Annotated in this window: 27 protein-coding genes and 1 pseudogene; 14 read left to right on the top strand and 14 right to left on the bottom strand. The window is 69.1% G+C overall.

What is annotated here, in order from left to right; translation table 11 throughout:
- From JOD67_RS41880 to JOD67_RS12960, 6 genes and pseudogenes are all read left to right on the top strand, one after another.
- Entirely contained in the window at positions 1-810 is an 810-nt protein-coding gene (locus JOD67_RS41880; RefSeq protein ID WP_205117695.1) for a GNAT family N-acetyltransferase, read from the top strand.
- 5 nt (positions 811-815) lie between these two features.
- Positions 816-1,982 carry a sensor histidine kinase gene (locus tag JOD67_RS12980; protein ID WP_205117694.1) on the top strand — a complete coding sequence of 389 codons (1,167 nt, stop codon included), beginning with the start codon at positions 816-818 and terminating at the stop codon, positions 1,980-1,982.
- Positions 1,973-2,617, top strand: a complete 645-nt coding sequence (locus tag JOD67_RS12975) for a response regulator transcription factor (RefSeq protein WP_205117693.1) — start codon at positions 1,973-1,975, stop codon at positions 2,615-2,617. Before JOD67_RS12980 ends, JOD67_RS12975 begins: the two co-directional genes overlap by 10 nt.
- A gap of 41 nt (positions 2,618-2,658) precedes the next feature.
- Positions 2,659-3,723: a P-loop NTPase family protein gene (locus JOD67_RS42365; protein ID WP_372442362.1), complete on the top strand. Its 1,065-nt coding sequence runs from the start codon at positions 2,659-2,661 to the stop codon at positions 3,721-3,723.
- 26 nt (positions 3,724-3,749) lie between these two features.
- A pseudogene (locus JOD67_RS12965) lies at positions 3,750-4,886 on the top strand (HNH endonuclease signature motif containing protein); the annotation flags it as partial.
- A 171-nt stretch (positions 4,887-5,057) separates the two neighbouring features.
- Positions 5,058-6,265, top strand: a protein-coding gene (locus JOD67_RS12960) for an IS3 family transposase (RefSeq protein ID WP_372442340.1) whose coding sequence is annotated in 2 segments (ribosomal slippage) — positions 5,058-5,313 and positions 5,313-6,265 — 1,209 coding nt in all. Because the reading frame shifts where the segments join, the coding sequence is not laid out codon by codon here.
- Between the two features lie 230 nt (positions 6,266-6,495).
- Here JOD67_RS12960 and JOD67_RS12955 read toward each other — a convergent pair.
- Positions 6,496-6,693: a hypothetical protein gene (locus JOD67_RS12955; RefSeq protein ID WP_205117691.1), complete on the bottom strand. Its 198-nt coding sequence runs from the start codon at positions 6,691-6,693 to the stop codon at positions 6,496-6,498.
- Positions 6,694-6,808: 115 nt separating this feature from the next.
- Between JOD67_RS12955 and JOD67_RS12950 the strand changes: the two genes are divergently transcribed.
- The 3 genes from JOD67_RS12950 to JOD67_RS12940 are packed head-to-tail and all read left to right on the top strand — an operon-like array spanning position 6,809 to position 9,056.
- Positions 6,809-7,336, top strand: coding sequence for a SigE family RNA polymerase sigma factor (locus JOD67_RS12950; RefSeq protein WP_205117690.1), 528 nt, complete (start codon positions 6,809-6,811; stop codon positions 7,334-7,336).
- A complete protein-coding gene (locus JOD67_RS12945) occupies positions 7,333-8,691 on the top strand; it encodes a hypothetical protein (RefSeq protein WP_205117689.1) in 1,359 nt (452 codons plus the stop codon). Before JOD67_RS12950 ends, JOD67_RS12945 begins: the two co-directional genes overlap by 4 nt.
- Positions 8,691-9,056, top strand: a complete 366-nt coding sequence (locus tag JOD67_RS12940) for a rhodanese-like domain-containing protein (protein ID WP_205117688.1) — start codon at positions 8,691-8,693, stop codon at positions 9,054-9,056. The genes JOD67_RS12945 and JOD67_RS12940 overlap by 1 nt, the downstream gene beginning before the upstream one ends.
- A gap of 167 nt (positions 9,057-9,223) precedes the next feature.
- On the opposite strand, the gene JOD67_RS12935 is transcribed toward JOD67_RS12940, so the two are convergent.
- Positions 9,224-9,538, bottom strand: coding sequence for a hypothetical protein (locus JOD67_RS12935; protein WP_205117687.1), 315 nt, complete (start codon positions 9,536-9,538; stop codon positions 9,224-9,226).
- A 226-nt stretch (positions 9,539-9,764) separates the two neighbouring features.
- Positions 9,765-10,166: a helix-turn-helix domain-containing protein gene (locus JOD67_RS12930; protein ID WP_205117686.1), complete on the bottom strand. Its 402-nt coding sequence runs from the start codon at positions 10,164-10,166 to the stop codon at positions 9,765-9,767.
- 145 nt (positions 10,167-10,311) lie between these two features.
- Here JOD67_RS12930 and JOD67_RS12925 point away from each other — a divergent pair, with 145 nt between their 5' ends.
- Together JOD67_RS12925 and JOD67_RS12920 are read left to right on the top strand one after the other, a co-directional pair.
- The gene (locus JOD67_RS12925) at positions 10,312-10,710 is read left to right on the top strand and encodes a hypothetical protein (RefSeq protein ID WP_205117685.1); all 399 of its coding nucleotides are present in this window, start codon (positions 10,312-10,314) and stop codon (positions 10,708-10,710) included.
- A 70-nt stretch (positions 10,711-10,780) separates the two neighbouring features.
- A complete protein-coding gene (locus JOD67_RS12920; RefSeq protein ID WP_205117684.1) occupies positions 10,781-11,641 on the top strand; it encodes a GntR family transcriptional regulator in 861 nt (286 codons plus the stop codon).
- Positions 11,642-11,657: 16 nt separating this feature from the next.
- Here JOD67_RS12920 and JOD67_RS12915 read toward each other — a convergent pair whose 3' ends face one another.
- From JOD67_RS12915 to JOD67_RS12900, 4 genes are all read right to left on the bottom strand, one after another.
- A complete protein-coding gene (locus JOD67_RS12915) occupies positions 11,658-13,793 on the bottom strand; it encodes an ABC transporter substrate-binding protein (protein ID WP_205117683.1) in 2,136 nt (711 codons plus the stop codon).
- 290 nt (positions 13,794-14,083) lie between these two features.
- Positions 14,084-15,130 (bottom strand): tRNA (adenosine(37)-N6)-threonylcarbamoyltransferase complex transferase subunit TsaD, encoded by a 1,047-nt coding sequence (tsaD, locus tag JOD67_RS12910; protein WP_205117682.1) that lies wholly within the window; start codon positions 15,128-15,130, stop codon positions 14,084-14,086.
- Positions 15,131-15,139: 9 nt separating this feature from the next.
- Positions 15,140-15,301, bottom strand: a complete 162-nt coding sequence (locus JOD67_RS12905; RefSeq protein ID WP_205117681.1) for a hypothetical protein — start codon at positions 15,299-15,301, stop codon at positions 15,140-15,142.
- Between the two features lie 141 nt (positions 15,302-15,442).
- Positions 15,443-16,393 (bottom strand): NAD-dependent epimerase/dehydratase family protein, encoded by a 951-nt coding sequence (locus JOD67_RS12900; RefSeq protein WP_205117680.1) that lies wholly within the window; start codon positions 16,391-16,393, stop codon positions 15,443-15,445.
- A gap of 131 nt (positions 16,394-16,524) precedes the next feature.
- On the opposite strand from JOD67_RS12900, the gene tsaB reads away from it, so the two are divergent.
- Positions 16,525-17,157 carry a tRNA (adenosine(37)-N6)-threonylcarbamoyltransferase complex dimerization subunit type 1 TsaB gene (gene tsaB / locus JOD67_RS12895; protein WP_205117679.1) on the top strand — a complete coding sequence of 211 codons (633 nt, stop codon included), beginning with the start codon at positions 16,525-16,527 and terminating at the stop codon, positions 17,155-17,157.
- An 8-nt stretch (positions 17,158-17,165) separates the two neighbouring features.
- The gene (gene rimI / locus JOD67_RS12890) at positions 17,166-17,612 is read left to right on the top strand and encodes a ribosomal protein S18-alanine N-acetyltransferase (protein ID WP_205117678.1); all 447 of its coding nucleotides are present in this window, start codon (positions 17,166-17,168) and stop codon (positions 17,610-17,612) included.
- Here the strand turns inward: rimI and JOD67_RS12885 are convergent.
- The 5 genes from JOD67_RS12885 to alr form a co-directional block, all read right to left on the bottom strand.
- Positions 17,609-18,406 (bottom strand): phosphotransferase enzyme family protein, encoded by a 798-nt coding sequence (locus tag JOD67_RS12885; protein ID WP_205122974.1) that lies wholly within the window; start codon positions 18,404-18,406, stop codon positions 17,609-17,611. The two genes, rimI and JOD67_RS12885, sit on opposite strands and share 4 nt — an antisense overlap.
- 161 nt (positions 18,407-18,567) lie before the next feature.
- Positions 18,568-20,709: an ABC transporter substrate-binding protein gene (locus tag JOD67_RS12880; RefSeq protein WP_205117677.1), complete on the bottom strand. Its 2,142-nt coding sequence runs from the start codon at positions 20,707-20,709 to the stop codon at positions 18,568-18,570.
- A gap of 74 nt (positions 20,710-20,783) precedes the next feature.
- The gene (gene tsaE, locus JOD67_RS12875) at positions 20,784-21,701 is read right to left on the bottom strand and encodes a tRNA (adenosine(37)-N6)-threonylcarbamoyltransferase complex ATPase subunit type 1 TsaE (RefSeq protein ID WP_205117676.1); all 918 of its coding nucleotides are present in this window, start codon (positions 21,699-21,701) and stop codon (positions 20,784-20,786) included.
- A complete protein-coding gene (locus JOD67_RS12870) occupies positions 21,698-22,828 on the bottom strand; it encodes an alpha/beta fold hydrolase (RefSeq protein WP_205117675.1) in 1,131 nt (376 codons plus the stop codon). Before JOD67_RS12870 ends, tsaE begins: the two co-directional genes overlap by 4 nt.
- On the bottom strand, positions 22,825-23,970 hold the full coding sequence (gene alr / locus JOD67_RS12865) for an alanine racemase (RefSeq protein WP_205117674.1): 1,146 nt from the start codon (positions 23,968-23,970) through the stop codon (positions 22,825-22,827). The genes JOD67_RS12870 and alr overlap by 4 nt, the downstream gene beginning before the upstream one ends.
- 53 nt (positions 23,971-24,023) lie before the next feature.
- Here alr and JOD67_RS12860 point away from each other — a divergent pair, with 53 nt between their 5' ends.
- Positions 24,024-25,082: a P1 family peptidase gene (locus JOD67_RS12860; protein WP_205117673.1), complete on the top strand. Its 1,059-nt coding sequence runs from the start codon at positions 24,024-24,026 to the stop codon at positions 25,080-25,082.
- A gap of 166 nt (positions 25,083-25,248) precedes the next feature.
- Here the strand turns inward: JOD67_RS12860 and JOD67_RS12855 are convergent, their stop codons facing one another.
- Both JOD67_RS12855 and JOD67_RS12850 read right to left on the bottom strand, forming a co-directional pair.
- Entirely contained in the window at positions 25,249-26,643 is a 1,395-nt protein-coding gene (locus JOD67_RS12855; protein ID WP_205117672.1) for an NAD(P)H-hydrate dehydratase, read from the bottom strand.
- Positions 26,640-26,993: a holo-ACP synthase gene (locus tag JOD67_RS12850; protein ID WP_205117671.1), complete on the bottom strand. Its 354-nt coding sequence runs from the start codon at positions 26,991-26,993 to the stop codon at positions 26,640-26,642. Before JOD67_RS12850 ends, JOD67_RS12855 begins: the two co-directional genes overlap by 4 nt.
- Positions 26,994-26,997: the final 4 nt, after the last annotated feature.

The following is a 26,997-nucleotide window of genomic DNA, read 5'->3' as shown; positions in this document are numbered from 1 at the left end:
GTGAGTACATCGGAACGAGCGATCTCGGCGCTGGCGGCATGGGAGCCGGAAGGTGGCGGCGGGACCAACGTGCACGCGGGCGACGTCGGCTGGGCCACACGGAACGAGGACTTCGAGCCGCGGATCTGGGAGAACGACTCGGGCGAGATCGCGGCAGTCGGCATCGGCTCGGGTGACGAGGACATCACGCTCTCGGTCGCACCGGACCATCGGCAGGACCACGTTCTCGCCGCCAGAATACGGTCGGACCTGGCGAGCGTGAAGGTCGTCGACACTCCGGACGGGACCGCTCTGCGGGAGGCGCTGCTTGCCGACGGGCGGCGGCTGGGTGACGACCCCTGGCAGGCGTTCTACCGCCCGACGACGTCGGAGGATCTCGACCTCCTCGACGACGCCGTGGCGCCACTCGCCGGTGCCGACGACGTGGCCGCTCGGGTCGCGGTCCAGCGGGCCGGGTTCGAGGGGTCCACGTTCACGGTCGAGCGGTGGGAACGGGCGGCGGCGAGCTCGGCCTACGACGGCCGGTTCGACCTGTTGCTGCGTACGCCCACCGGCGCCCCCGCGGCCGTGGCGACAGGCTGGATGTCCCGGCCTGGCGCGTGCGGGCTGCTCGAGCCGGTGGCCACCGATCCGGAGCACCGCGGCCACGGATACGGCCGGCGGGTCGTGCTCGCGACGTGCCGCGCGCTCGCTCGCGCCGGCGCGAGCGGCGTCCGCGTCGTGACCCCGGCGCGGAATGAGGGCGGCGTACGGCTCTACCTGTCGTCCGGCTTTCAGACGGTCACTCAGTGGCGCTTCCTGGTGAAGTAGTAGGGGTGAGGGAACGCCTTCGGTCCGCAGGTCGCGTCACGCTCGGCGTGGCGATCGGTGCGGCGACGGCGTTCCTCGACCTCTGCTTCGTCATCGTCGCGGGGCTCACGGTCGGCGCGAGCTGGATCTGGCCACGCGCAAGGGAGATCGTCGTTCCGCCGGTGCTTGCCGGCGCTCGTTCTCTTGCTGGCTTGGAACGGCGGCGCGTCGTCCGGTATCTCGGCGGCGTGGAGGAGCACGAGTTCACTGGCTGGCAGGCGATGCGGTACCTGGCGCTGCGCTGGGTCGTCGGCTTGCTCGGGCTGTTCGTCCTCTTCCTTTTGGGCTTCGGGCTCGCGGTCACCGGCTCGATGCTGCTGGCCTGGACGACCGGCTTCCCGTGGTCGTTCGTCGAGTCCGGCGGGCGAGTGACGTGGGAGACGGTCGCGCTCGCCGCGATCCCCGGCGCCGTGCTGCTCTACCTCGATCTTGTCGGCATCGCCGGGGTCGCGGGGCTGGATCGTGCGCTGGTACGGCGGATTCTCGGCCCGACTGCGAACGCCCTGCTGCAGCGGCGAGTCAGCGAGCTGTCGGAGAGCCGCGCGCTGGTCGTGGAGGCGGTCGACGGCGAGCGGCGGCGGATCGAGCGGGACCTGCACGACGGCGTCCAGCAGCGGCTCGTCGCGCTGGGCATGCTGCTGGGCCGGGCTCGGCGCAGCCAGTCGCCGGACAAGACCGCGGAGCTGCTGGTGCAGGCGCACGAGGAGTCGCAACAGGCGCTGCACGAGCTGCGCGAGGTGTCGTGGCGTGTCTACCCCGCGGCGCTGGACCAGCAGGGGCTCGCCGCGGCGTTGGAGAACGTGGCCGATCGTTCGCCCGTCCCGGTCGAGCTGGACTTCGCGCTCGCCGGGCGGCCGCCGCGCAACGTGGAAGCGGTGGCGTACTTCGTGGTCTGCGAAGCCGTGACGAACGCCGCGAAGCATGCCGGCGCGCACCGCGTGGACGTCACGATTTCCCAGTCGGACAAGATGATCCACGTGCGGATCGCGGACGACGGCGTGGGTGGGGCCGATGCCTCGGGCGGCGGCCTGGCGGGGCTGGCTCGGCGCGTGGCAGCGCTGGACGGTTCGTTCGCCGTGGTGAGCCCGGCCGGTGGCGGCACGACGATCACGGCGGAGCTGCCATGCGAGTGATCCTGGCCGAGGACTCGACGTTGCTGCGCGAGGGATTGGTGCGGCTGCTCGTCGAGGAGGGGCACGAGGTCGTGGCCGCCGTGGGTGACGGTGACGCGCTGGTGGAGGCGGTGCGCGCGTCGCCGCCGGACGCGGTGGTCGTCGACGTACGGATGCCGCCGACGCACACCGACGAGGGACTGCGAGCGACATTGGAGATCCGGCGGCTGTTCCCGTCGGTCGGCGTGCTGGTGCTGTCGCAGTACGTGGAGAAGCGGTACGCGGCGGAGCTGATCACCCACGACGCGGACGGGATCGGCTACCTGCTGAAGGACCGGGTCGCGCAGGTCGGCGAGTTCCTGGAGGCGCTGGACCGGGTCGGCGCGGGCGGGGCTGCGTTCGATCCCGAGGTGGTGCGGCAGCTGCTGTCCCGTACGTCGCACACCTCGCCACTGGGCCGCCTGACGGCACGCGAGCGCGACGTCCTCGACCAGATGGCGCAGGGCTTCACGAACGCGTCGATCGCGGACCGGATGCACGTGTCGCAGAGCGCGGTGGAGAAGCACATCAACGCGATCTTCGACAAGCTCGAGCTCTCCCATCAGCCGGGATACAGCCGCCGGGTTCTCGCCGTTCTCCGTTATCTCGGTAGTTGAGGCGGCCCGGCCAGTTGCGGAGCCACGAGTTGTCCGGCGGGATGGCGCAACGCGTGGTCCTCGCGCTCGCGCTGGCTGGCCGCCCGCAGGTCGTCCTCGCCGACGAGCCCACCACCGGCCTGGACGGCCCGCTGGTCGAACGGACCGCCGACACCCTGCGCGGGCTCGCCGACGACGGCACCGCCGTGCTCATGATCACGCACGACGTCGCGGCCGCCGAGCGCACCGCGGCCGAGGTCGCGATCATGTACGCCTCCCGGCTGGTCGAGACCGGCTCGACGAGGCGCTCGCCGGTCCCTGGCATACGTACACGTGCGAGCTGCTGGATGCCCTTCCCCACCGAGGGTTCCGGCCGATCGCGGGTATCCCCGGACCTGACCGCGTTGCCAGACGGCTGCCCACGCCGCCCGATGCAACGGCACGCTGGCGCTGATGTCCGCCGGCGCGCGGAGCGTCGCGTGTGGGGTTGGCGCCGGCATGCTGACCGCTACGGAACTTCGGCGGGTTTCCGGAAGGGTGTCCCCGTCTGGACGGGCTCTTGCCCACCACCCCCGACACCTCACGCTGCCACCTCACCCACCGGTCGGCCACCTCGCGCACCGCGCGACCGTCACTCCACCCCATGCCCCGGAAGTCCCACCCCTCTTCACCATCGTGACCTCACACGTCGGCCCGCCACTCTCACTCACCGGGCTGCCACTTCGCCCACCGGGTTGCCATCTCACGCATCCCGTCACTCCCATCCTCTTCACCCATCGTCCCCTTGTGGGGTGTGCTGTTTATGTTGCTTTACCCAACCCTGCTTGGGCGAAGTAGCTGGTCGGGCTGTGGCGGCGGTCGATTGTGGTGGCCGGTCCGGGGCGCGTCAAGGGCGCCGCGGCGGCTTCGCAGTCGGGCGGCGTCGCTTCGCGACCGCTTTGCGGCCCTTGACTCGCCCCGGTCCGGCCACCTGTTTTTCACGCGCCGCCCCCGCCCCCGGAACAGTTCCCCGGGACAGGCCTGCTTGCCTTTTCCGTCTGCTGCCGTGTTGCGGTTGCTTGTGGAGTCCCCAGCTTGCTTGCGGCTTGGATGATGTCGGGGATTTCCCTTGCCGTGTTGGGCATTAAGCCGATTCCTTTGGTAGAATTCTGCTATGGAATCGACCACCTGCTCGAACACCATCGGCACCGCCGATGGTGTGTCGGCGTGGTCGATGTCCGATGACCAACTCACCACCGCACTCCTCGACAACGCCACCCAGCTGAACCAACTCCAGGGCCGCCAGCTCGAACTGATCCGCGAGGCCGACGCCCGGAACCTCGCCGTCACTGCGGGCGCGGCGAACACCGCGCAGTGGGTTGCCGGCGTCCTTCGTGTTCCTTCGGCTGAGGCCGGTGCGATGGTGAAGCTGGCCAGCCACCTCCACGCCGACCTTCCCGCCACCGCTCGAGCGTTGGCTGAGGGCGAGATTTCTGTTCCGCACGCACGAGTGATCTCCCGGGTCGTGACGATGCTGCCCTCCCACATCGCCACCCCGGAACTCCGCTCCGAGGTCGAAGCCACCCTGCTGAAGAACGCCGCCACCTTCGACCCCAAAGTCTTGGGCAAGGTCGGGAACCGGCTCTTGGAGACCGTCGCGCCGGACCTTGCCGACCAGGTCCTGGAACTGAAACTCAAACAAGAAGAAGCCAGCGCCGAACGCGACCGGTTCCTCCGCATGACCTTCGACACCACGTCAGGGACATGGCGAGTCACCGCCCGACTCCCCAAAGTGGTCGGGGAACGCCTCAAACTCGTCCTCGACCCACTCGCCGCACCCCAGCCCGGACCCGACGGCCGCGACACCCGCCTCCCCGAACAACGCAACGTCGACGCTCTGGATGAGGCCTGCCGCCGGTTGTTGGCTGAGAAGCTGGTGCCCTCCCATGGTGGGAACCCGACCCAGCTGGTCGTCACCGTCACCCAGACTGGTGGGCGGACCCTGCACACCGGGATCGAACTCTCGCGCAAACTCGTCGACCAACTCATGTGTGAAGCAGACCGGGCATTCTTGGTCAAGCCCGACGACCAGCCCGGCCGCGTCACACTGCTGACCGACACCCAGCAGCGACTCTTCCAGGGGAAGCTGCGCCGGTTGCTCGAGCTCAGAGACGGTGGCTGCGCGTTTCCCGGTTGTGATCGGCCTCCTGGTTGGTGTCACGCCCATCATGTGGTTCCGTGGAGTAAGGGCGGGCCCACTACCCGCGACAACGGCGTCCTGCTCTGCGGGTACCACCACCGGTTGATCCACCAAGGCGCGTGGCAAGTCCGCATCGCGCTCGATGGGTTACCGGAGTTCTTACCCCCAGACTGGATAGACCCCCACCAACAACCACTCCGCAACCACCGCCTCACCCTGGCGTGCCTCCCACTTTCCGGACTGCGGACCGCATACGGTCCCGTCTGGAAAGGAGAATTGGTGGTGGCGAGAAGGAAGGGCACGTTCACGCCGGAGTTTCGCGAGGAGGCGGCTCGGCTGGTGGTCGAGAGCGGCCGCCGAATTGCCGATGTCGCGCGTGAAATCGGGGTCGGTGAGACCACTTTGGGCAATTGGGTGAAGGCCTACCGCGAAACGCACGTCGGCGAGGAGTCGCCGTTGGAGTTGTCTGAGCGGGCGCGACTACGGGAACTCGAGCGGAAAGTTCGCGAGCTGGAGATGGAGAACAACTTCCTAAAACGAGCGGCGGCATACTTCGCGAAGGAGCAACGGTGACCAGCAGGTACGAGGTCGTCGATGAGTGTGCTGCCATGGTCGCCGACCACGATTCGGCTGATGCTCCACGAAATGTCCCTAGTGTTCGGAAGATGTGCGGCTGGCTTGGCGTGTCGACATCGGGGTTCTATGAATGGCGGTGTCGGCCGATGAGTGCGACCGTCCGACGGCGCGAGGATCTGAAGGTCAAGATTCGGGCGTTGTTCGACGAGTCCGACGGCACGTACGGATACCGGCGTATCCACGTCGAGCTGGTCGGCGCCGGCGAGCAGGTCGGTGAGGAGCTGGTCCGCGCCCTGATGCGTGAGCTGGGCTTGATGCCCTGCCAGCCGCGTCCGTACAGGGTTACCACGATCCCCGGCGATGTCGACCCGGCCGTCCCGGACTTGGTCCGCCGCGACTTCACCGCCGCGGCACCGGGAACGAAGCTCGTGGGCGATATTACCTACATTCATACCTGGGAAGGGTGGCTCTATCTGGCGACTGTGATCGATTGTTTCAACAAAGAAGTCGTTGGTTATGCTATGGCCGACCACATGCGCGCTCAACTTGTCGCCGACGCGCTCGGCATGGCGGCGCGAAATCACGATCTCGCGGAAGATTGCATTTTCCACTCTGACCGCGGAACGCAATACACCTCTGGTGAGTTCGCGGCCAGGATCGAGGATTTCGCGATGCGCGCCTCGATGGGACGGACCGGGACTTGTTACGATAACGCACTTGCCGAATCGTTCAATTCCACGCTGAAGGTCGAGCGTGTCTATCGCACCGCCTATCCAACACGCAAGAAAGCCCGTGACGACATTGCGACCTACATCGAACTGTTCTACAATCGCCGAAGAATCCACTCAGGAATCGGCTACCGGACTCCCCAGCAAGTCCGCAACGAGTACCTGAATCAGCAGCTCGCAGCATAAACGCCCGCAAACGAAGCGGTCCGGAAAGCGCGGGGCAGCCCACCCCAGCCGCCTAAACCGCGGCCGGGGCCAGCGGAGCGCGCGCCGCCCGCCAGCGGTCACCCCACACGGCCAACCACCCCAATACCTGGCGTCCACCCCACGTAAAGCGGCCAATGATCATGTAAACACGATCATTGGCCCGGGCCGCTGGAACGGTCGATTGGTGATTGGCCAGAGCCCTCCGGCCGTCAAGCCCAGTGGCGAAGCAGGCGCGGCCCCGCTCCGGCCAGGACGTTGCGCACCCAGTCCGGGCGCCACCCGTACACCAAGACAAACAGATAGCCGCCCTCGACGGGGAAGGCGTCGAGGGGCGTCTGGTATGTGGTGCCAGTCCTGCCGATGCGTACGGAGGACGAGCTGGCCGGCGACGACAACAGTCGACTCACGGGCCTACCAATACGTGGGATAGTTGGCCGCTCACGAACGAATGTCCACGGGGCGATGCAACCTATCTCGGGGTGACCGCATCCCCTGAGTGTGTCGATAGTGGTGGAGGACGTCATGACCGACGTCACCGAGGAGTTCAGCTCCTACGCGGCCGCACGCCAGAAGGCGCTGCTGCGTACGGCTTTCCTCCTCACCGGGGACTATCACGCGGCGGAGGATCTGGTTCAGATCGCGCTCGCGCGTACGTACCTTGCCTGGAACAAGATTCGGGACAAGGGCGCGCTCGACGCGTTCGTCCGCCGCACGATGATCAACGAGCATTCGAGCTGGTGGCGCCGGGCCTGGCGTCGGTTGGAACACACGACCGACACGTTGCCCGAGCGCCCCGACCCACCACCGACACTCGACCAGAGCGAGCGGGACGAGGTGTGGGAGCTCGTGTGCACGTTGCCACCGCGCCAGCGGGCCGCTGTCGTTCTGCGTTACTACGAAGGCCTCAGTGAGCTCGAGACGGCCGCCGCGCTCGACTGCTCGGTCGGCACCGTCAAGAGCCAGACCAGCCGTGCCCTCGCCACCTTGCGCGGGCGGCTCGGCCCACCACCAGCCAGTACGTCGACTGTCGCAGAGGAGGGAGCCCGATGAACAACAACGACGACAACTTGGACGAGCGGCTCACTCAGTCCCTGGAGCGGCAGGCCGCACACGTGCCGCTTCGTTCCCATCTCACCGGCTCCGCGTTGAAGCAGGCGTCCCGCATCCGTGCGCGCCGCCGCGCCGGTGCTGTCGTCGCGAGCGTCGCGGCCCTGGCCATCGCGGTCCCGGTGGGCCTGCAGATCTTCAACGACGGCAGGCCGAACAGCAGCGACTTCGTTGGGCCATCCCCGTCGACGAGCGTGACGGCGGCGGTGCCCTCGCCGGACCTGTCTTCGCCGTCTCCGTCGTTCTCGCCGCCCGTCGCGCCTTCGCAGTCGCCGTCGCGTACGCCGCAGTCGAACGCGCCGAACCCGAACCCGAAGCCGCAGGACCCGGAACCGACGCGCAAGAAGACCTGGGAGTTCGACTTCGACGAGCTGGACCGCGGCCCGGCGCCGAAGGTCCCGTACGTCGACGGCCGGACCGTGCACGACGACGGCGAGACCCGACGGATCGGGGCGAACGACCGGCTGCTGGCTGTGGTCGGTGCCGGCGACGTCGTGTGGGCCGCGGATGCGCAGGGCGGCGCCCCGGACCTCGCCCTGATCCGTCCCAACGGTGACCGGGTCCCGCTCGCCGAGCGGAGCTCGGCTCCCACCGCGGTGATCTCGTGGGCCGGCGTCTCGGCGGACGGGAAGCGGATGGCGTGGAGCACGTCGGTCTCGGGAACGAGTCCGGGCGAAGGAACGGCCTCGGTGACCTACGCGGACGCGGAGACCGGCACCGTGATCCGAGAGGGCGAGACACACGGCCCGCTCGAGGCGGTCGGCATCGTGGGGACACGGGTCGTCATGTCGAGCTACGACGAAGGCACGATGTTGTGGAACGGCGCCACCGACAAGTGGACCACCTGGGACGGCGTGCACATCGTCTGGAAGACCCACCCCGAGTCCGGACTCGTCTCCCTCGGCCGGCCGTCGGGCATGTTCCCCTGCGGCGCGGTGGCGCGGATCTCCCAGCCAGGCGACAACCTCTGGAGGGACTGCGAGTACCGGATCGACACGTTCTCACCCGGAGGCGAGTTCGGCACCTCGATCCACGTACAGACCGACGGGCTCGGCCCGAACCTCGTCCGGCTCGTCGAGGCGCGGACGAACGAGGTGCTGGTGACGCTCGAGGGCGACTCGCAGCTCATGACGAACCCCGTCTGGGAGTCGGACCGGGCGGTCCTGCTCTCCGCGTACGTCGACGGCGAGTGGGCGATCGTCCGGTGCACGGTCGACCGGACCTGCGAGCTCGCGACCAAGCCGCAGAAGGGCATGTCGGATGAGAACGCCCTCTATGCGGTGCGGGACGAGCGTTAGTGAACGCGGAGTTCGAGTCGATCGACGTGCCCACCGCGGAGGCGATGTGGCGGTCGGGTGATCTGGTCGTGGACGTGCGGATGGCCGAGGAGTACGCCAGCGGGCACATCGCGGGAGCCGTACATGTGCCGCTGGACCGGATCCCGTTCCTGCTCTCGACGTTGCCGCCGGGCCACGTGATCGCGGTGTGCTCGATGGGCAACCGTTCGCGCCGCGCCGCCGAGACGTTCGCCCGCCTCGGTCGCACCTCGTTCAGCCTGCAGGGCGGAACGAAGGCGTGGGAGGCAGCCGGCCTCCCGATCGAACGCAGCCCGTCGCCGGGTCCCCGCGTCCGCGAGTCCTGGTGGCGCCGGCTGCTCCGCTAGGAGCCATCCGCCAGCACCGCCGACGTACGTCACAGGCGGAAGGCCCAGTCTGGTCGGTCGTCGCAGGGCCCGAGCCGGGCGCCCCAACTCGGCTCGGGGCCCTGCGACGCCTGCGCCAGCGGTAGCGCCGACGCTGGTCTCACGGTCCTGACCGACCGCCGCTTCGGTCAGGTGCGGTCTCGGTCGAGGTCCTCGACCGACTTCTCCGCACGATCGACCAACCGTTCCAAGAACTGATCGACCTCATGCTCCTCCTCCGCATCGCCCCGTCGTCTCAGGTTCTGGCGCGCTGGCGCGAGCCAGAGCCCCAACACCACGAGTCCGATCGCGATGCCCCATCTGCCGAGGTGCGGACTGGGCTTGCCGTCGAACGTGTCGACGAGCAACAGCACCACAGCGACGATTCCCAAACCCCAGGCCCCAAGGTCCGTGAGGTGGCTTTGCCCGAAGAGCTTGGCCACCACTGCGCACCGACGAGTCACCTTCCCATCCCCTTAGCCGAATGGACCTCCTAGGCCGGTCCCGCTCCGCGACGTCCCGCTGCGGGCGGGTGGAACACTCATTGTCACCGGCCGCACACTGTTAGGGAAGGCCTTGGGGGAAGTACTTACGCGTAGTTGCTCTCAGTTACTCACGCCAGCCATGGTTACGCCTGGGTGGTCGGCGGACGGCTACCCTCCGCGTCGGAACGGGCTCGGAATGGCCCCTTTAGGCCGTGACGAGGGAGCGCAGCCGCTCCTCCAGCTCCACGATCCGGCTGTGGATCCGATCCCGCTCGACGGCGGACACCTCCGCCACGTCCACGATCTGGTGCAACAGCCCGAGCGCCGCGACGAGCTGTTCGCGGGTGTACCGCGGCCGCTCCTTGGCCGCCCCATCCAGCGGTGAGGGCTCGCCACCGTTCAGGACGGCCTGGCTCGAGCCCTCCTGCCAGTCGAGCCCGGCGTTCAGCCGCCACAGCGTGAGCTCGCGGACCCGGTTGCCCGCCTCGATCTGCCCGACGGTCTTCGCGGTGATGCCGGCCGCCTTGGCGACCTCGGCGATCGTGCGCCCGAGCGCGAGCCGGCGCCGTTTGGCGACCTGGCCGAGCCGTTCGCGATCCGTTCCCACAACGGACAGTGTGACATCGACGTTCGGCTTCAGGTAGCGAGTTACCGCTACCTACCGACAAGTATCTCCCTTGACTTACCTCTAATTACTGCTAGATACTCCTACTTGGCGACGCTCACCGTTCCAACCAACGAGGAGGGTCGCGATGAGCACCGACCAGTGGACGTTTCTTGGCGTCGTCGTGGTGGCCGTGGTGAGCCTGACCGGACACCTTTTGCACTTGCTTTCGGCAAAGCTCTCCGAAAAGCAGATCGGCAACGTCCTGCAGCAGTACGCCCGCGTGGACGACCGGTTCGACGAGCTGACGGCCCGGCTGGACAAGGTGGACCGCCGGATCGGGCGAGGACGAACGGGTCGACGTCGGGTTCGGCCTGCCCACCGCCCGGCTTGCTTCACCTCGATCGGCATGGCCACTTCTCCGACGTCGACCCGTCTCCCCCGTCCAGGCGCCCCCGTCCGGGCCTGGGGGACGGACGGGGGCGCGGCGTTGCGGTCGAAGCGGGGCGACGCTCACCGACCGCAACGCCATGGCTACGGATCCTAGGCGCTCAGTCGTACGGAAGTCTAGACTTCTGGTAATTCAGATTCTCGGAAGTTCGATGTACGCTCCGTGCATGTGGCTGATCGACCCGGCCGCCCTCGATACCGATGACGGACGGCCGGCGTACCGCCAGATCGCCGACGCGATCCGTGACCTGATCCTGCGCGGCCAGCTGAAGACCGGCGACACCGTTCCGTCCGAGGCGAATCTCGCCGACGAGCTTGGTGTCGCGCGGCAGACGGTGCGCGAGGCCTACGAGCTCTTGCGCGGCGAAGGACGCATGATCCGCCGGCGCGGGAAGCCGACCACCGTGCGCGCGTCGATCCCGGTCCGACGGCTGGCGACGTCGCGGTACGGCGAGGAGCTCGCGCGGGTGCTCTCCGGCGCCACGCACGAGCCGACCGCGGCGTTCTGCACCGACCACGGGATCACCTGGACCGAGTACGGGATCGACGCCGCGTTCACCGAGATCGCGGCGTCGGCCTCGCACGCCCAGCTGCTCTCAGTGCCGGAGGGCACGCCGCTGCTGCGGCGGGTGCTGGTGGAGCACGCCCGCGGCGTGGCTGTACAGATCCGCGTCTCCTGCCTCCCGTTGGCGCTGGTCAAGGGAACGCCGGTCGCGGATCCCGCCCAGCAGCCCTGGCCCGGGGGCACGATCGCCGAGCTCTACTCCCTCGGGAAGGTCGTGGAACGGGTCGACGAGGATCTCCGCGTACGAAGGCCGACCCAGTGGGAGGCACGGACGCTGGAGATCGCGCGCGAGCTGGACGTGTGGGAGAACACCCGGGTGTTCGTCGCCGACGGCACGCCCGCGGAGGTGTCCGAGGTCGTGATGCCGGCGTCGGGCAACACCATCCACTGGTCGTCCAACCTCGAGGCCGCCATCGCCGACCACCGCCGCCCCCACGTGACGGCGACGGCGGCGACTGCCTAGCGCGCACCGTTTCGACCTACGGCGTGGTGGTGTGCGCCTCCGGGTTCGTCCAGTACCAGGTCTCCGGGTCGTACACCGCCGGCGACGGGTGGATCCACGGGGCCGCGAAGCCACCGAGCTTGAGGTTCTCCTTCTCCGGCACGTTCTTCATGTCCTCGTGCACCAGCACGATGTACGGCGTGTTCGCGCACACCCCGAGCAGCCACGGGCCGTCGGAGATGTGCACCTTCGCGATCTCCCACACCAGCTGACGACGCTTCACCGCGTCCGGCTCGATCTTGCTCTGGTCGTACAGCTGCCACAGCTTCTCGATCGGGCCACCCTTCTCGGGCTCCATCCGAGGCGGCGTGCGCTTGAACGGGTCGAGGTCGAGCTGCTCCTTCTCCGCGGGCGTCCCACGGACGTTGTAGAACTCGCCCTGCAACGGCGCCCAGCGAGACGACTCGATCGGCACCATCCACTGCGGGTAGACGAGGCAGTTCGGCCCGTCGCCGGTCTCCCAGTTCGTGTTCGTCATCAGCTTGCCGAACCGCCACTGGTCGCCGTACCCCTCCGGCGCCACCGGGTTGAGCTTCGTGTCGATGCCGATCGCGTTCCAGTCGCGCGCCAGCAGGTTGTTCTTCGACACGTGCTCGGGCGCGGAGTCGGCGTGGTAGTCGAGGTGGATCCGGAGCTTCGTGCCGTCCGCCATCTCCCGCTTGCCGTCGCCGTCCTTGTCCACGATGCCGATCTCGTCGAGGATCTTCTTCGCGAGCTCCGGGTCGTAGTCGATGAAGGAGTCCCGCCATGCTGCGTAGTTCTTCTTCGCCTCGCCGTCGATCTGGAACTCGATCGCCTTCGGGCTCATCGTCCCGGTCGTCAGCTCACCGGTGTCGTAGTAGACCGCGCGGCGCACTTCCTTGCGGTTGTACGCGTGCGACAGGGCCTGCCGGAACTTGGCGTCGCGGAACAGCTTGCGCAGCTTCGGCTCGAAGTAGTCCTGGTTGAAGAAGACCAGCGAACCGCTGCCGTCGCCGGCGTCCCAGAGCAGTACGCGCAGGTGGTTCTTCGACTGGGCCTGCTTGAAGCCGGCGACGTCGGCCAGGAACAGCGCGGTGAAGCCGCCGTACGCGAAGTTCACCTTGCCCTGTTGGGCTTGCAGCTTCTGGATCTCCGCCCGCGCCACCGCGGTGAGCGTCATCCCGTCGAGGTACGGCAGCTGGTCGCCGTTCGGCATCACGCACCAGTAGTACGGGTTTCGTTCGAACGTGACGATCTTGCCCTCGTCGTACGACTTGCAGCGCCAGCCCGTCATCACCGGGCAGTCGGGGTTGCGGGTCCACGCGCGCTTCTGGTCGAACTGGCCCTCGTCGGACGCCCAGGTCTTCGGCGTCTTCGGGTTGTACTTCGGATGGAACTGCTTCATGTAGTGCTTCGGCTCCATCCAGCCGGGACCGTTCCCGCGGTTGACCCACATCGCCAGCCGGTCGGCGGTCAACGGGGCCGGGGCATCGAACTCCATCACGATCGTGAGCGGATCGGGCGCCGTCATCTTCATCAACGTGCCCTTGCCGGAACGGGCCTCGTCCGGCGGGACCTCGCTGTGCTCCTCGTTGAGGACCATGTCCTCCCACCAGAACATGATGTCCTCGGTCGTCCACGGCTGACCGTCGGACCACTTCAGGCCCTTGCGGAAGTGCAGCTCCCAGCGGGTCGCCTCGGAGTTGGACTCCCAGCTCTCGACGAGTCCGGGCCCGATGTCCTGGCCGTCGTTCAGGTAGCGCAGCAAGGAGTGGCCGTACATGTACTCCGCGTGCGAGCCCTCTTCCGTACCGGGCGTGAACGTGAAGATCTGGCCGCCGTACTTGCCGGGGGTGACCCACTTGTGCGGGATGACGTACGGGTTCTCCGGCAGCCGCTCGGCGATGGCCGGGAGCTTGCCCGACTTGACCTGCTCGGCGAGCTGCGGCGCCTCGTTGAACTTCGCGGGCTTCGGGAGCGGGTCGACGGTCGAGCCGACAGCGGCGGAGTTGGTCGGCGAGGACGTGCCGTTGCCGTTCCCGCTGCCGGTGCTGCCCGGGTTGTTGCTGGAGCACGCGGCGAGAGCGACGCTGCCCGCCGCGACCGCGGACACCCGCAGCAGAGTACGTCGGCTGAGGCCAGGGTCGGTCATGATGTCGAATCCCCTCGGATGTGATGGCAAACAGTCGTGCGCCCGTACCCCCGAGGGCGGCAATCGATTTCGTGGAATCGATTTCTCGCGATCGTATGACCGTGTTACGGGCATGTCAACGAGAACGCCGAGGCTGGCCTCGCGCCTTACCCGGCCAGTGACCGCTCTACCTGGCGTCCACCCCACGTAAAGGGGCAAATGATCATGTAAACATGATCAATGGCCCCAGGGCAGGGCGGGACAGGGCGGGGCCGGACCGGTCGAACCCACCGCCGGACGAAATCCCGAGGCTAGGCGAGCACGCTCGTGACCGGCATCGAGGAGTCCGCCGGCAGGTCGAGGGCGGAGGGGCTGACGCCACGGGACACCAGCTCGACGCCGAGGGCGGCGACCATCGCGCCGTTGTCGGTGCAGAGGCCGGGCCTCGGTACGCGGACGCGGATGCCAACCTTGCCGGCGCGTTCCTCCGCGAGCACCCGCAGCCTGGAGTTCGCGGCGACGCCGCCGCCGATGAGCAGGTCGGTCACGCCGGCGTTCTTGCAGGCGTCGACGGCCTTGCGGGTGAGGACGTCGCAGACCGCCTCCTGGAACGAGGCCGCGACGTCGGCGACCGGAATCGGTTCACCGGAGCGTTCGCGGGCCTCGACCCAGCGCGCGACCGCGGTCTTGAGGCCGGAGAAGGAAAAGTCGAAGCGATGCCGTTCGAAGTCGCGCGGCCCGGTGAGGCCGCGCGGGAACGTGACGTACGCGTTGTCGCCCTGCTTGGCCTCGCGGTCGATGTACGGGCCACCGGGGAACGGCAGTCCGAGCAACCGCGCGACCTTGTCGAACGCCTCGCCCGCGGCGTCGTCGATGGTAGAGCCGAGCGGGTCGATCTTCTGGGTGACGTCCTCGACGAGGAGCAGGGAGGAGTGGCCGCCGGAGACGAGCATCGCCAAGCAGGGTTCGGGAAGCGGGCCGTGCTCGAGCGTGTCGACGGCGACGTGCGCGGCGAGGTGGTTGACGCCGTACAGCGGCTTGCCGAGCCCGAGCGCGAGGGCCTTCGCTGACGCGACGCCGACGAGCAGCGCGCCGGCTAGGCCGGGGCCGCTGGTGACGGCGATCGCGTCGACGTCGTCGAGTCGTACGTTCGCCTGCTTGCAGGCCCGTTCGATGCCGGGCACCATCGCCTCGAGGTGCGCGCGACTGGCGACCTCGGGGACGACGCCGCCGAACCGCGCGTGCTCGTCGAGACTGGACGCGATCGCGTCGGCGAGCAGGGTCGAGCCGCGAACGATTCCGACTCCGGTTTCGTCGCAGGATGTCTCGATGCCCAGGACCAGCGGCTCGTCACTCACCGGACGAGCCTACGTGAACAGCACCTGCACGACGCGCCAGGCGGCCTCGATGCCCGGCACGCACGGACTCACGGTGCGCTCGCCGTCCATCGACAGGTGCGCCCCGATCGCGGCGGCCCCGATGAAGACCAGCAGCACCAGGCCCTGTCGCACCATCCTCCGCAGCTTCACGATGTCCTCCGCCGATCGCGCTTGAAACCAACGCCTCAAGCATCGTGATCAGCGTGTCGGCAAACCATGATGCGCACATCCCTCTTCAGTCGGGTGCATGCCAGACCTTCGAGGTAGTGCTTGCCCTACCTTCGGCGGACCCTAGCGACCTTTGAGGGCGCGGTCGTCGGCGTCGAAGTCGGGGTCCCAGACGGCGGGCGGGTGGGCGAGGTGCCAGGCCACCGACTTTTCAAGGGCCTCCTCGCGGTTGCTGGGCTCCCAGCCCAGAACGGTCCGCGCCTTCGCCGAGTCCATCAGCAGGTGCTGGCTGACGATCCCGGTGAGGGACAGGTCCTTCGGCAGCTGGGAGTCGGCCACCGGCACCAGCTCGGCGGAGGAGTCGGCGGCGTCGAGGATCTGTTGGGCGAACAGGCCGAACGGGGCGGTGTCGCGCTCCACCACGTTGAACGCCTCGCCCTGCGCCGCGTCCGTCGTCAGCGCGAGCTCCACCGCTGCCGCGACGTCCTCGACGTACACGCGGCTGAACAGGAACTGCCCCGACCCCACCGGGATCCGGTCCCGCTCTCCACGCAGCCGGCGCAGGATGAACTCAAAGCGCCGCTGGTAGTCGTGCGGCCCGTACACCGCGCCCAGCCGAAGCACGGCGCCACCGCGCTCGAGGAACGGTGGCTCGACCTCGAGATTCTCGAAGTCGCGCCCATCGACGAACCGCCGGGTGCGCAGCGGCGAGGTCTCGACGAGCGGCACCGCGTCGGTGACGCGGCCGGAGTGCAGCCCGTCGTAAGCGCGATAGACGTCCCCGCTGGAGATCGCCACCAGCCGGATCCCTGCCGGCAGGACATCGAGCGCCGCCGTGGCGTCCCGCCCGTTCATCGCGTACACCTCGACCGCGGCCTCGGGTCCGAACGCCTCGATCCGCGCCCGCTCGCGGCGCAGCCCCGAACGGTCGACGTGCAGGTGCTCGGCGGCGGCCAGCGACTCCGGCTCGGTGTCGCCGCGGTGGACGACGAGCACCTCGTGCCCGTTCCGCAGCAGCCGGGCACTGATCGCCAGGCCGATGAACTTCGTCCCGCCCAGAACCACGATGCGCATGCCGTGCAGCCTCCCGGACTGGCGACCCCAAGGCAACGCGAACCACCCCGAGTTCACTCTCAGCGTCGCCGACTCTGCTGACAGCGAAGCTCTCGGCGCAACGACGAGGCAGTCGAAGCTAGGCTGGCCACGTGCTGCTCGCGTTCGACACCGCCACGGCCGCGGTCACGGTTGCCCTGCACGACGGGCAACGCGTGGTCGCCGAGTCGACGGTGGTCGACGCCATGCGCCAGGGCGAGCTGCTCGCGCCCGGCATCGCCCACGTTCTCGCCGAAGCCGGCGTCGACCGGACCGCGCTGACCTCGATCGCCGTCGGCGTCGGCCCCGGCCCGTTCACCGGCCTCCGCGTCGGCCTGGTCACGGCGCGCACGCTCGGCCACGTGCTCGGCATCCCGGTACGAGGCGTCTGCACCCTCGACATCCTCGCCGCCGACGTCACCGCCGACGGACCATTCCTCGTCGCCACCGACGCGCGGCGCAAGGAGGTCTACTGGGCGAGGTACGCCGACCCCCACACCAGGGTCGACGGACCCGACGTCGCCAAGCCCGCCGACGTTGCCACCGACCACTCGGTCGCCGGCAGGGGCCCGCTCCTCTACCCCGACGCGTTCCCCAAGCCCACCGGCCCCGAGTTCCCGAGCGCCGCCACCCTCGCCACCATCGTCGCCACGGGCAGGGTGCACGAGCTGGAGCCGCAGCCGCTCTACCTCCGCCGGCCGGACGTGACCATCGCCACCGGGCGCAAGAGCGTGTTGGCGCGGTGATGGTCGCCATGGACATGTTCCGGCCGGCGAGTACGCAGGACCTACATGTCCTTCGCGGCCTCGAGACCGCGTGCTTCGGCCGCGACGCGTGGGGCGAGGAGGCCCTCCGGGGCGAGCTGGACGGCGTTCCCGACACGAGGTACGTGCTGGTCGCCGAGCAGGGCGACGACGTGATCGGCTACGCGTCGCTGCTCGCGATGGCCGAGACCGCCGACGTGCAACGCATCGCCGTCCACCCGCAGGCCTGGCGCCGGGGCGTCGGCCGCTCCCTGCTCAGCGCGCTGCTCGACGAGGCGCGCAGGCGCGGCTGCGGTGAGGCGCTGCTCGAGGTACGCGCGGACAACCACGGCGCGATCAAGCTGTACGAGGAGTTCGGCTTCGCCCCGCTCGCGCGCCGCCCCGGCTATTACGACGCCGGCAACGTCGACGCGGTCGTGCTGCGGCTCGAGCTCTAGCTCGGCCACCCAGCGATCATCTTCGCCACGAGGCTCTGGAGCTCGTCCCGCTCCTCGGACGTGAGCGGCTGGACCGCCTGGTAGGCGGCGAGGAACGCGTCGCGGATGTCCGGCGGCGTCGGCGCCCAGTTGTGGAAGCGCGTCCCCAGCAGGACAGTGGCCTGGGCGAGGTCCTCGACCCGACGCTTGTACTGGGCCTCCTCCAGGTCGAGCACGGCGGTGATCCGGCCGTCGGCCCAGAGGATGTTGGCCGAACGGAAGTCGTTCCCCACCAGCTGCGTGCCGGGTCGCGGCGGCTCGGCCGTGGGGATGACGTGCGGGTACGCGGCGAGCTCGAGCTGCAGCGTGGCCATCATCTCCCCCGCCGCCCGAACCTGCGCGGCGTCGGTGACGTCGAGCAGCTCGCCGGGCATCACGTTCTGCAGCGCGAGCGAGAACCCGTCCAGCTCCAGCTGCAGCCGCCCGTCTCGAGCTTGCCGCGGGGCGGAAACAGGGATGCCGCGCTGGTCCAGCCAGCTGGTGAGGTCGGCGATCGCGGCGAGGCGTGGGAAGGCCGGCACGTTCACCGACCACTTCGCGATCATGCGACGTTCGCCAACGGTGATCCACGCCATCAGGTTGGTGGAGCTGAGCACGAGCCGGTCGCAGGACGTGAGCGCGAGGCCCCAGTGCCGGTCGAGCACGCCGCCCAGCCACGACGACACCGCGGCCGGCGACTCGAACCGGAACCGCTCGGCCAGCGCCGAAGACGGATCGACGGACTCCCACAACATCGTCAGCGAGGGCGCGCTCATCTTAGTCACGGGCCACGAGTCAACCAAACTCGCGCGCCCCTCGCCACTCGCCGCCACCGCCGCGCCACCGCCGGCTCCGACGTTTCGAATGAGGGACGCCCTCTATCGAAGAGATCGCTACAGGGACGTCCCTCATTCGAATCCCTCCGGGAAGCCAGCCGCTACGCGTGTTGCTCCGGGTTCGTCCAGAAGTAGGCCTCCGGGTCGTACACCGCCGGCGACGGGTGCTGCCACGGACCGACGAGGCCGCCCTGAGCGAGATTCTCCTTGTCAGGAACGTTCTTCAGGTCCCGATGTGCCAGGATCAGCGCCGGCGGGTTGGCGACCGAGCCCATGAAGAACGGGCCGTGCTCGATGTGGATCTTGATCATGTCCCACACGAAACGGTGCCGCTTCGTCGCGTCGACCTCGACCTTCGCCTGGTCGTACAGCTTCCACAACTGCTCCACCGGCCCGCCCGGCTCCGGCGCCGCCCGGGGCGGGGTGCGCTTGTACGGGTCGACGTCGGCCTGCTCCTTCTCCGCCGGCGTGCCGCGCACGTTGTACCACTGCCCCTGCAACGGCGCCCAGCGCGCGGGCTCCACCGGAACGAGCCACGCCGCCTGGGTCAGGTGGTCGCGCGCGCTCGACACCTCCCACGAGCAGTGCGACACGAGCTGACCCGACTGCCAGCGCGGGTCCCAGCCGTCCGCGGGGATCGGATTCAGCTTCACCGTAAGGCCAATCGCCTCCCAGTCGCGCTTCAGCTGGTCGTTCTTCGCGATGTGGTCCGGGGCCGCGTTCGACTGGTAGTCCATCCAGATCGTCAGCGGGCTCCCGTCGGCGAACTCCCGCTTGCCGTCGCCGTTCTTGTCGACCACCCCGAGCTCGTCGAGCATCGACTTCGCCAGCTCCGGGTCGTACTTGACGTAGCTGTCGCGCCAGCTCTCGTAGACCGAACGCCCCTCGTCGCTCACGACGTACTCGATCGTCTTCACACCCATCGTGCCCGTCGTCGGATCACCGAGGGTGTAGTAGATCGACTTCTTCACGTCGGGCCGGTTGAACGCGTGCGACAGCGCCTGCCGGAACTTCGGCTCGCGGATCAGCTCGCGCAGCTTCGGGTCCTTCGCGTCCTGGTTGAAGAAGAACATCGACCCGGTGCCCGATCCGGTGTCCCACATCCGCAGCACGAGGTTGCTCTGCTTCTCGGTCTGGCGGAGTCCGGAGATGTCGGCGAGCCCGAAGCCGGCGAACGGACCGTGAACGTAGTCGAGTTTCCCCTGCTGTGCTTGGAGTTTTCCGACCTGCGGCTCACCGACGACCGTGTACGTGAGCTTGTCGACGTACGGCAGCTGCTGACCCTCGCGGTCCACGACCCAGTAGAACGGGTTGCGCTCCCACACCACCTGCTGGCTGTCGCGGTACGACGTCACGCGCCAGCCCGTCATCGTCGGGCAGTCGGGGTTCCTCGCGTGGTTGCGCTTCGTCTCGAACGCGCCACCGAGACTCGCCCACTCCTTCGACGCGCTCTTGTTGTACGTCGGGTGGAACTGCTGCAGATAGTGCTTGGGCTCCATCCACGTCGAGCCGTTGCCGCGTTTGGTGTATCCAGCAAGGCGATCCGGCGTCAGCGGTGCCGGCGTCTCGAACGTCATCACCAAGGTGACCTCGTCGGTCGCCTTCAACGTCGCCGGCTTCCCGTTCGCCGCCTTGCACTCGTCCGGCGGGATTTCGGTGTGCTCCTCGTTGAGCACCATGTCGTTCCACCAGAACATGATGTCCGCGGTCGTCCACGGCTTCCCGTCCGACCACTTCAGGCCCTTCCGGAAGTGCAGTGTCCACTCGCTCTGCTCCTCGTTGGACTCCCAGCTCTCGACGAGTCCGGGAACGATGTCCAAGCTGTCGTTGACGAAACGCAGCAACGAGTGGCCGTACATGTACTGCTTCATCTGCCGGACGTCGCCGTCGCTGGTGCTCGGGATCATCAGCCGGATACTGCCGCCGTACTTGCCCTTCTCGATCCACTTGTGCGGAACGACGTACGGCTTCTCCGGCAGCCGTTCCTCGACCGCGGGGAGTTTGCCGGCCTTGACCTGCTCGGCGAGAAGCGGAGACTCGGAGAACGACGAGGGGGGTGCAATCGGCTCGGTCTCCGAGCCCTTGGCCTTCGAGGCGGGCGTACCGCTGGACTGGCCACCGTTACCGGAGCCTTGAGGAGCATTGGAACTTCCGGAACAGGCGGCAAGGACGACGGATCCGGCGGCAACCGCGGAACCGTAGAGGAAACCTCGCCTGCTCGTCTTCGCGCAGGTCGTATCCATTGCTCATGCTAGGCATCGGCCTTGACAGAGTGTCCAGCGTTGCAGACGTGTTGCAGCCGGCCAAAGTCGGAAGGCTAGCTCCGAAACTTTCGGAGCGGAGTGTCCAGCCAGCGCCTGCCCACGGGCACGATGCGCACCCAGCGCTCGTCGCCATCGGCGCCGACCGTTCTGGTCAGTACCACTTCCAGCCGGTCGTCGGCGAGCCCCTCGGCGAGCCCTTCGCCCCATTCGACGACGGTCACCGCCTCGTCCAGCGAGGCGTCGAGGTCGAGATCGTCGAGCTCGAGGACGCCGCCCAGGCGGTACGCGTCCACGTGGACGAGCGCCGGGCCGGAGTCGAGCGACGGATGGACGCGCGCGATGACGAACGTCGGGGACGTCACGTCGCCGCGGATGCCGAGGCCGGCGCCGATTCCCTGTGTCAACGTCGTCTTGCCGGCGCCGAGCTCGCCGGCGAGCAGGACGAGATCACCGGCGCGCAGAACGCCGGCCAGCCGTACGCCGAGCTCCCGCATGTCATCGGCGGTCGGCGCGGCGAGCTCCACCGGCAGCCGCTTCGCGAAGTGCACGTCGGGCTCGTTGCGTTCGGCTTCGAGGTAGCCGCGGCGACGCCAGAACGCCAACGTGGTCGGGAGTTCGACTCGCCCGATGAGGCGTACGCCGTCCAGGCCGCGCACCTCCGCGACCTCCTCGGCGCAGCCGACCATCGCGGTCGCGACGCCGCGATGCTGGTGCCGCGGATGGACCGAGACCCGGCGCAAGTGCAGCCAGCCGTCCTGCTCCACGAACAGCATCGTCCCGGCGGCATGACCGTCCACGGTCGCGAGCAGACCGCCGCCGGACTCGACCGCCTGCTCCACCGAGGCGACCGTCTCCTGCAGCGCGGTGCTCGGTGGGTTCATCGGCGGACGGGCTCCGAACGCCGCGTGGATCACGTCGACGACGTCGGCCGCGTCCTTGGCCGTCGCCTCGACGACGTGCAGATCGATCATCGACGACTCTTCCGTTTGCTCGTGCCAGCAACGGCTTTCGACCGCACGAGGAGCTCCCGCAAGTGGGCGTTGACCTCGTCGGGGTACTCGATGAGGATCATGTGCCCGCAGTCCTCGAGCTCGACGTACTCCGCGTTCGGCAGCCGCCAGGCCAGCTCGCGGCTGTGCTCGACCGGCGTGATCAGGTCGCCCTGGCCGCACATGATCAGCGCCTCGATGCCGTCCAACGTCGCGAGCGCGTGGTACTTGTCGTGCTCGGCGAAGCCGGGGAAGAAGTCGGCGACCACGTCGATCGGCGTCCCCGCGAGCATCTCGGCCACGAACTCCACCCGCGCGGGTGGGACCTTCGAGCCGAACGAGTAGTGCTTGGTGAGCAGGTAGCCGACGTCGCTGCCGGCCTTGCGTCCGTGCTCGACCAGGTCGGGGGCGCGCGAAAGTGCGGCGACGAACGCGGGCGCGACGCGGTGGACCAGCCGACCGACCGGTCCGGGAACGCCGAGCGTCACCTTGTCGAGGCCGCCCGCGCTGGTGGCGAGCAGGCAGACGCCGACGACGCGTTCGGCGAACAGCTCGGGCTGCTGGTCGGCGAGCGCGAGGATCGTCATGCCGCCCATCGAGTGGCCGACGAGCACGATCGGGCCCTCCGGCGCGACCTCCTGCAGCACCGCGGCGAGGTCCCGGCCGAGCTGGGGGATGTTCGTCTGCTCCGACGGCGACCGCCCGGACCGACCGTGCGAGCGCTGGTCGTAGAACGCCATCCGGTACTCGCCGGCCAGCTCCTTGCGCTGGAAGTGCCAGCAGTCCAGGTTCAGCGCGTACCCATGGCTGAACACCACGGTGACCGGCGGCTTCTTGCGGCGCTGCTTGGGGATGACGTCGGAATCGAGCTCGTCGACCTCGGCGTACAGCTCCAGGCCGTCGTCGGTCTTGACGACGAGTGGCGTGCCGCGGCGGGAGCCGAACGGCTCGCCGTCCAGCTCGGGGTCCGGCATCCGCCGCCGGCCGACGGCGAACCGTTCGACCGCGAGGCCGATCGCCGCACCGGCGGTCAGCACGCCGGCGGCCGCTCCCACCAGGCCGGTCCGTCGGCCGAGTACGCCGACGCCGGTCTTGTCGCCTTCACTCACGCGATTCCCTCCAGCCCACCGTAGGTACGCGGCACGCGGGTGCCGAGGCGGGTCACGATCTCGTACGAAATCGTGCCAGTCGCCTCGGCCCAGTCCTGCGCGGTGGGTTCGCCGCTGGTGCCGGGGCCGAACAGCACGACGTCGTCGCCTTCCTTCGCGGTGGCGTCACCCAGATCGACCACGAACTGGTCCATGCAGACGGTGCCGGCGATCCTGCGGACCGCGCCGGCCGCCCAGACCGGACCGACGTTGCTCGCGGCGCGCGGGACGCCGTCGCCGTAGCCGAGCGGCACGAGCCCGAGCGTGGTGGCGTCCGGCGTGACGTAGCGGTGGCCGTACGAGACGCCGTGGCCCTTGGGGACGCGCTTGACCAGCGCGAACCTCGCGCGAAGCGTCATCGCGGGTGTGAGCCCGAGCTGCTCGGAGGTCTGATGGTCGGGGATCGGTGAGAGGCCGTACGTCGCGATGCCGGCGCGGACGAGGTCGTAGTGCGTCCGCGGAGCGGAGACGGTGGCCGCTGAGTTCGCGAGGTGCCGGATCTCTGGCCGGACAGCTTTCCGTTCAGCTTCCGACAAAGCTTGCTCGAAAGCTTTCCGCTGCAGCTCTATCGAGGGGTGGCCAGGCTCGTCGGCGCAGGCGAGGTGAGACCAGACGCCCACGATGTGGACGGTGCCGTCGGCCTGAGCCCGCGCGGCGGCGTCGAGGAGGGCGGCCCAGTCGTGCGGCTGGGCGCCGCCGCGGCCGAGACCGCTGTCGACCTTGAGGTGGACGCGGGCGGTCGTGCCGCGCGCGGCGGCCGCGGCGGCGATGTCGGCGAGCTGCCAGGGTGCATAGGCAGCGAGGTCGATGTCGGCGGCGAGCGCGTCCTCGTACGGTTCGCCGGGAGTGGCGAGCCAGCTGAGGATCGGCGCGGTGACGCCGGCCGCGCGGACGGCGAGCGCTTCCTCGAGCACTGCGGTCCCGAGCCAGGTCGCGCCGCCTGCGACAGCGGCCCGAGCGGTGGCCGCGATGCCGTGCCCGTACCCGTCGGCCTTGACCACGACCATCACGTCCGCATCGCGGGCATAGCCCCGCAACGCGGCGACGTTGGCTCGAATCGCCGCGAGGTCGACATACGCCTCAGCGCGAAGTGGTGCGTCCATGCGACCTTCAGTGTCCCAGAGTGCCGCGAAGAACCAGTCCTAGACTCGGCCGGGTGGGGAATCCGTACGGGTCGATCACCGACGTTCCAGGGATCCAGGTCGGGCAGGCCCAACGCATCGGGGACGGTTGGCTGAGCGGGGTCACGGTGGTCGTCCCGCCGGACGGGACGGTCGGCGCGGTCGACGTACGTGGCGGTGGGCCGGGTACGCAGGACACCGACATCCTGGCTCCGGGCACGATCTCCGATCTGGTGCACGCCGTCGTGCTGACCGGCGGCAGCGCGTACGGGCTCGCGTCGGTCGGCGGCGTCCAGCGCTGGTGCGAGGAACAGGGGCGTGGCCTGTCGCTCCGCGGGACCGTCGTGGTGCCGATCGTGCCGGGCGCGGTGGTGTTCGATGTGGGTCGCGGCGGCGAGGTCAAGGCCCGGCCGGACGCGGCGATGGGGTACGAGGCGGTCTCCGCGCTCAGCACCACCGTCGACGTCGGCGTGGTCGGAGCGGGCACCGGAACGCAGCTGGCGAACGGCACGCTCAAGGGCGGCATCGGCACCGCGAGCATCCGGCTCGGCGGCGTCACCGTCGGCGCGATCGTCGCGGCGAACGCGGCCGGCTCCCCCGTCAACGAACGGACCGGCGAGCTGCTCGCCGCGCCGTACGTCCCCGACGACGCCCTCCGCCCCGGCATCCCGAGCGAGCATCCACTGCCACAGGAGCCACCGTCTGGCCGGGATCTCAACACCACGCTCGCGGTCGTCGCCACCGACGCGAAGCTGACCAGGCCCGAGGCGCGGCGGATGGCGATGACGGGCCACGACGGCCTCGCGCGTGCCGTCCGTCCCGTTCACACGCTTGCCGACGGCGACGCCGTGTTCGGCCTCGCGACCGGTACCGCGGATCCCGCCGAAGCCGCGCCTGAGTGGTGGCCCGAGGACCGCAGGCTGGGTGGCATCTTCGCGATCCAGGCAGCCTCGGCCGACGTCGTCACGCTGGCGTTCCTGCACGCCGTTCTGGCCGCGACCTCCGTACGTACGCCCGCGGCCGAGATCCCCGCCTATCTGGACCGGTATCCAAGCGCCCAACCCATTTCTTTCCGGCGCACATCATCAAACTAGGTTCAACCCCGTTGACGTCGGGAAAGCACCACGCTCGCGCGGGCGCAGATCATCGAACGCGCGAACACCTGGCTCACCGCGCGCAACGGCGGCCCGGTGCCGTACACATGGAGAAGAGCTCGAAGTACCGGCCGATGCGCGGTCACTCGGTCACGGACTAGTCCCGTTAGCTGAGGACGCGTCTGATCGCGTCGGGCAAAGCGTGGGCGACCGCCTGAGCGGTCACCGGGCCGCCATCCGCGGCCAACTGGCCAGCGGTGCCGTGCAGGTAGGCGCCCACGCTGCCGGCATCGAACGGTGACAGCCCCGATGCCAGCAACGAGCCACACAAGCCCGACAGGACATCGCCGGACCCCGCGGTCGCGAGCCACGACGTGCTCGCCGTGTTCACCCGGATGCGACCGTCGGGTCCGGCGATGACCGTTGCCGAACCCTTGAGCAGAACGGTCGCGTTCCATCGCTTCGCGGCCTCGCGCGCATGGTGCAGCCGGCGCTTCTCGACGTCCTCGCGGTCGACTCCGAGCATCCGCGCCAGCTCCCCCGCGTGCGGTGTGAGGAGGACGGGACTGTCACAACTCTCCGGCAGGTAGCGCAGGCCGTCCGCGTCGACGATCGCGGGAAGCCCACTCCGCAAGGCGTTTCGTACCTCCTCGGCCTGCGACTCGTCGTCGCCGAGACCCGACCCGATCGCCCACGCCTGGACGCGGCCGGCTCCGACCACCTCGGGATAGCGCTGCCGTACGAACGCCGCCGGCTCGTCCGGCCCGACGTAGCGCACCATGCCGACCGGGCCACCCAACGCGCCGCCCACGGCGAGAACGGCGGCGCCGGTGTACTGCTGCGAGCCGGCGAGGACGCCGACGACGCCGCGGCTGTACTTCTGCGCCTCGTGCCCCGGCGTAGGCAAGAGCGCCTTGACATCGCTGGGTTGCAGGACCTCGAGCGCGGGCTCGGGCAGGTACGGATCGAGACCGATGTCGACGAGCTCGACGCTGCCGGCCGATTCCCTTGCTGGGTCGACGAAGTGGGCGATCTTGTGGGTGCCGAACGTGACCGTCAACTCCGCCTTGACGTGCCGTTCCGGCGTCTCGCCGGTATCGACGTCGACACCGCTGGGGACGTCGACGGCCACGAGGGGGATTCCGGCCGCCTCGACAACGTCCAGCGCCCGCTCGGCCTCGGGCCTGAGGCCCGGCCGGCCACCGATGCCGACGACGCCGTCGAGTACGAGGTCCGCGTCCCGGACCCGGTCGACGACCTCGCCGCCGGCGGCGAGCAAATCGGCGAGCCCGCCCTGATGCGCCTTCTCGGGGTTGAGCAGCACGGCCTCGACGCGCGCGCCGCGGCGAGCGAGCCGCGCGCCGGCGTACAGAGCGTCGCCGCCGTTGTCGCCCGAGCCGGCGAGGACGACGACGCGGGCACCGTACGCCCTACCGAGGAAGTCCATGCAGGCAGCGGCGAGACCAGCGGCGGCACGGTGCATCAACGTGCCCGGCGGCAGCGTCGCCATCAACGCGGCCTCGGCCGCACGGACCTGCTCGACGGTGTGTGCTCGTCTCACGCCTTCTCCAGAACGACAACGGCAGAAGCGATTCCGGCATCGTGCGACAGCGAGAGGTGCATGCTCGTCACGCCAAGCTTCTCGGCCTGCTCGGCGACCGTGCCGCGGACCTCCAGCCAGGGTCGGCCGTCGGCGTCGGTCACCACCTCGGCGTCCTGCCATTGCAGGCCGACCGGGGCGCCGAGCGCCTTGGCCAGGGCCTCCTTCGCCGCGAACCGCGCGGCGAGCGACGCGACCGAGCGGCCACGTTCGGCCTCGGTGAACAGGCGCGTACGCAGGCCCGGCGTGCGCTCGAGCGTCACGCCGAACCGTTCGACATCCACGACGTCGATGCCCAGCCCGACGATCATCGGA

Origin of the sequence: Tenggerimyces flavus (assembly GCF_016907715.1) — a bacterium.
Classification (GTDB): domain Bacteria; phylum Actinomycetota; class Actinomycetes; order Propionibacteriales; family Actinopolymorphaceae; genus Tenggerimyces; species Tenggerimyces flavus.
Note: the sequence above shows the minus strand (reverse complement) of the source record. Positions and strands in the feature narration are given on the sequence as shown.

Bases quoted from the DNA above. Each gene is read 5' to 3' on its own strand.
- JOD67_RS12975 (WP_205117693.1), top strand. From the start codon at position 1,973: ATGCGAGTGATCCTGGCCGAGGACTCGACGTTGCTGCGCGAGGGATTG.
- JOD67_RS42365 (WP_372442362.1), top strand. From the start codon at position 2,659: ATGGCGCAACGCGTGGTCCTCGCGCTCGCGCTGGCTGGCCGCCCGCAG.
- JOD67_RS12950 (WP_205117690.1), top strand. From the start codon at position 6,809: ATGACCGACGTCACCGAGGAGTTCAGCTCCTACGCGGCCGCACGCCAG.
- JOD67_RS12945 (WP_205117689.1), top strand. From the start codon at position 7,333: ATGAACAACAACGACGACAACTTGGACGAGCGGCTCACTCAGTCCCTG.
- JOD67_RS12925 (WP_205117685.1), top strand. From the start codon at position 10,312: ATGAGCACCGACCAGTGGACGTTTCTTGGCGTCGTCGTGGTGGCCGTG.
- JOD67_RS12920 (WP_205117684.1), top strand. From the start codon at position 10,781: ATGTGGCTGATCGACCCGGCCGCCCTCGATACCGATGACGGACGGCCG.
- JOD67_RS12915 (WP_205117683.1), bottom strand. From the start codon at position 13,793: ATGACCGACCCTGGCCTCAGCCGACGTACTCTGCTGCGGGTGTCCGCG.
- JOD67_RS12900 (WP_205117680.1), bottom strand. From the start codon at position 16,393: ATGCGCATCGTGGTTCTGGGCGGGACGAAGTTCATCGGCCTGGCGATC.
- rimI (WP_205117678.1), top strand. From the start codon at position 17,166: ATGGACATGTTCCGGCCGGCGAGTACGCAGGACCTACATGTCCTTCGC.
- JOD67_RS12885 (WP_205122974.1), bottom strand. From the start codon at position 18,406: ATGAGCGCGCCCTCGCTGACGATGTTGTGGGAGTCCGTCGATCCGTCT.
- JOD67_RS12880 (WP_205117677.1), bottom strand. From the start codon at position 20,709: ATGGATACGACCTGCGCGAAGACGAGCAGGCGAGGTTTCCTCTACGGT.
- tsaE (WP_205117676.1), bottom strand. From the start codon at position 21,701: ATGATCGATCTGCACGTCGTCGAGGCGACGGCCAAGGACGCGGCCGAC.
- alr (WP_205117674.1), bottom strand. From the start codon at position 23,970: ATGGACGCACCACTTCGCGCTGAGGCGTATGTCGACCTCGCGGCGATT.
- JOD67_RS12850 (WP_205117671.1), bottom strand. From the start codon at position 26,993: ATGATCGTCGGGCTGGGCATCGACGTCGTGGATGTCGAACGGTTCGGC.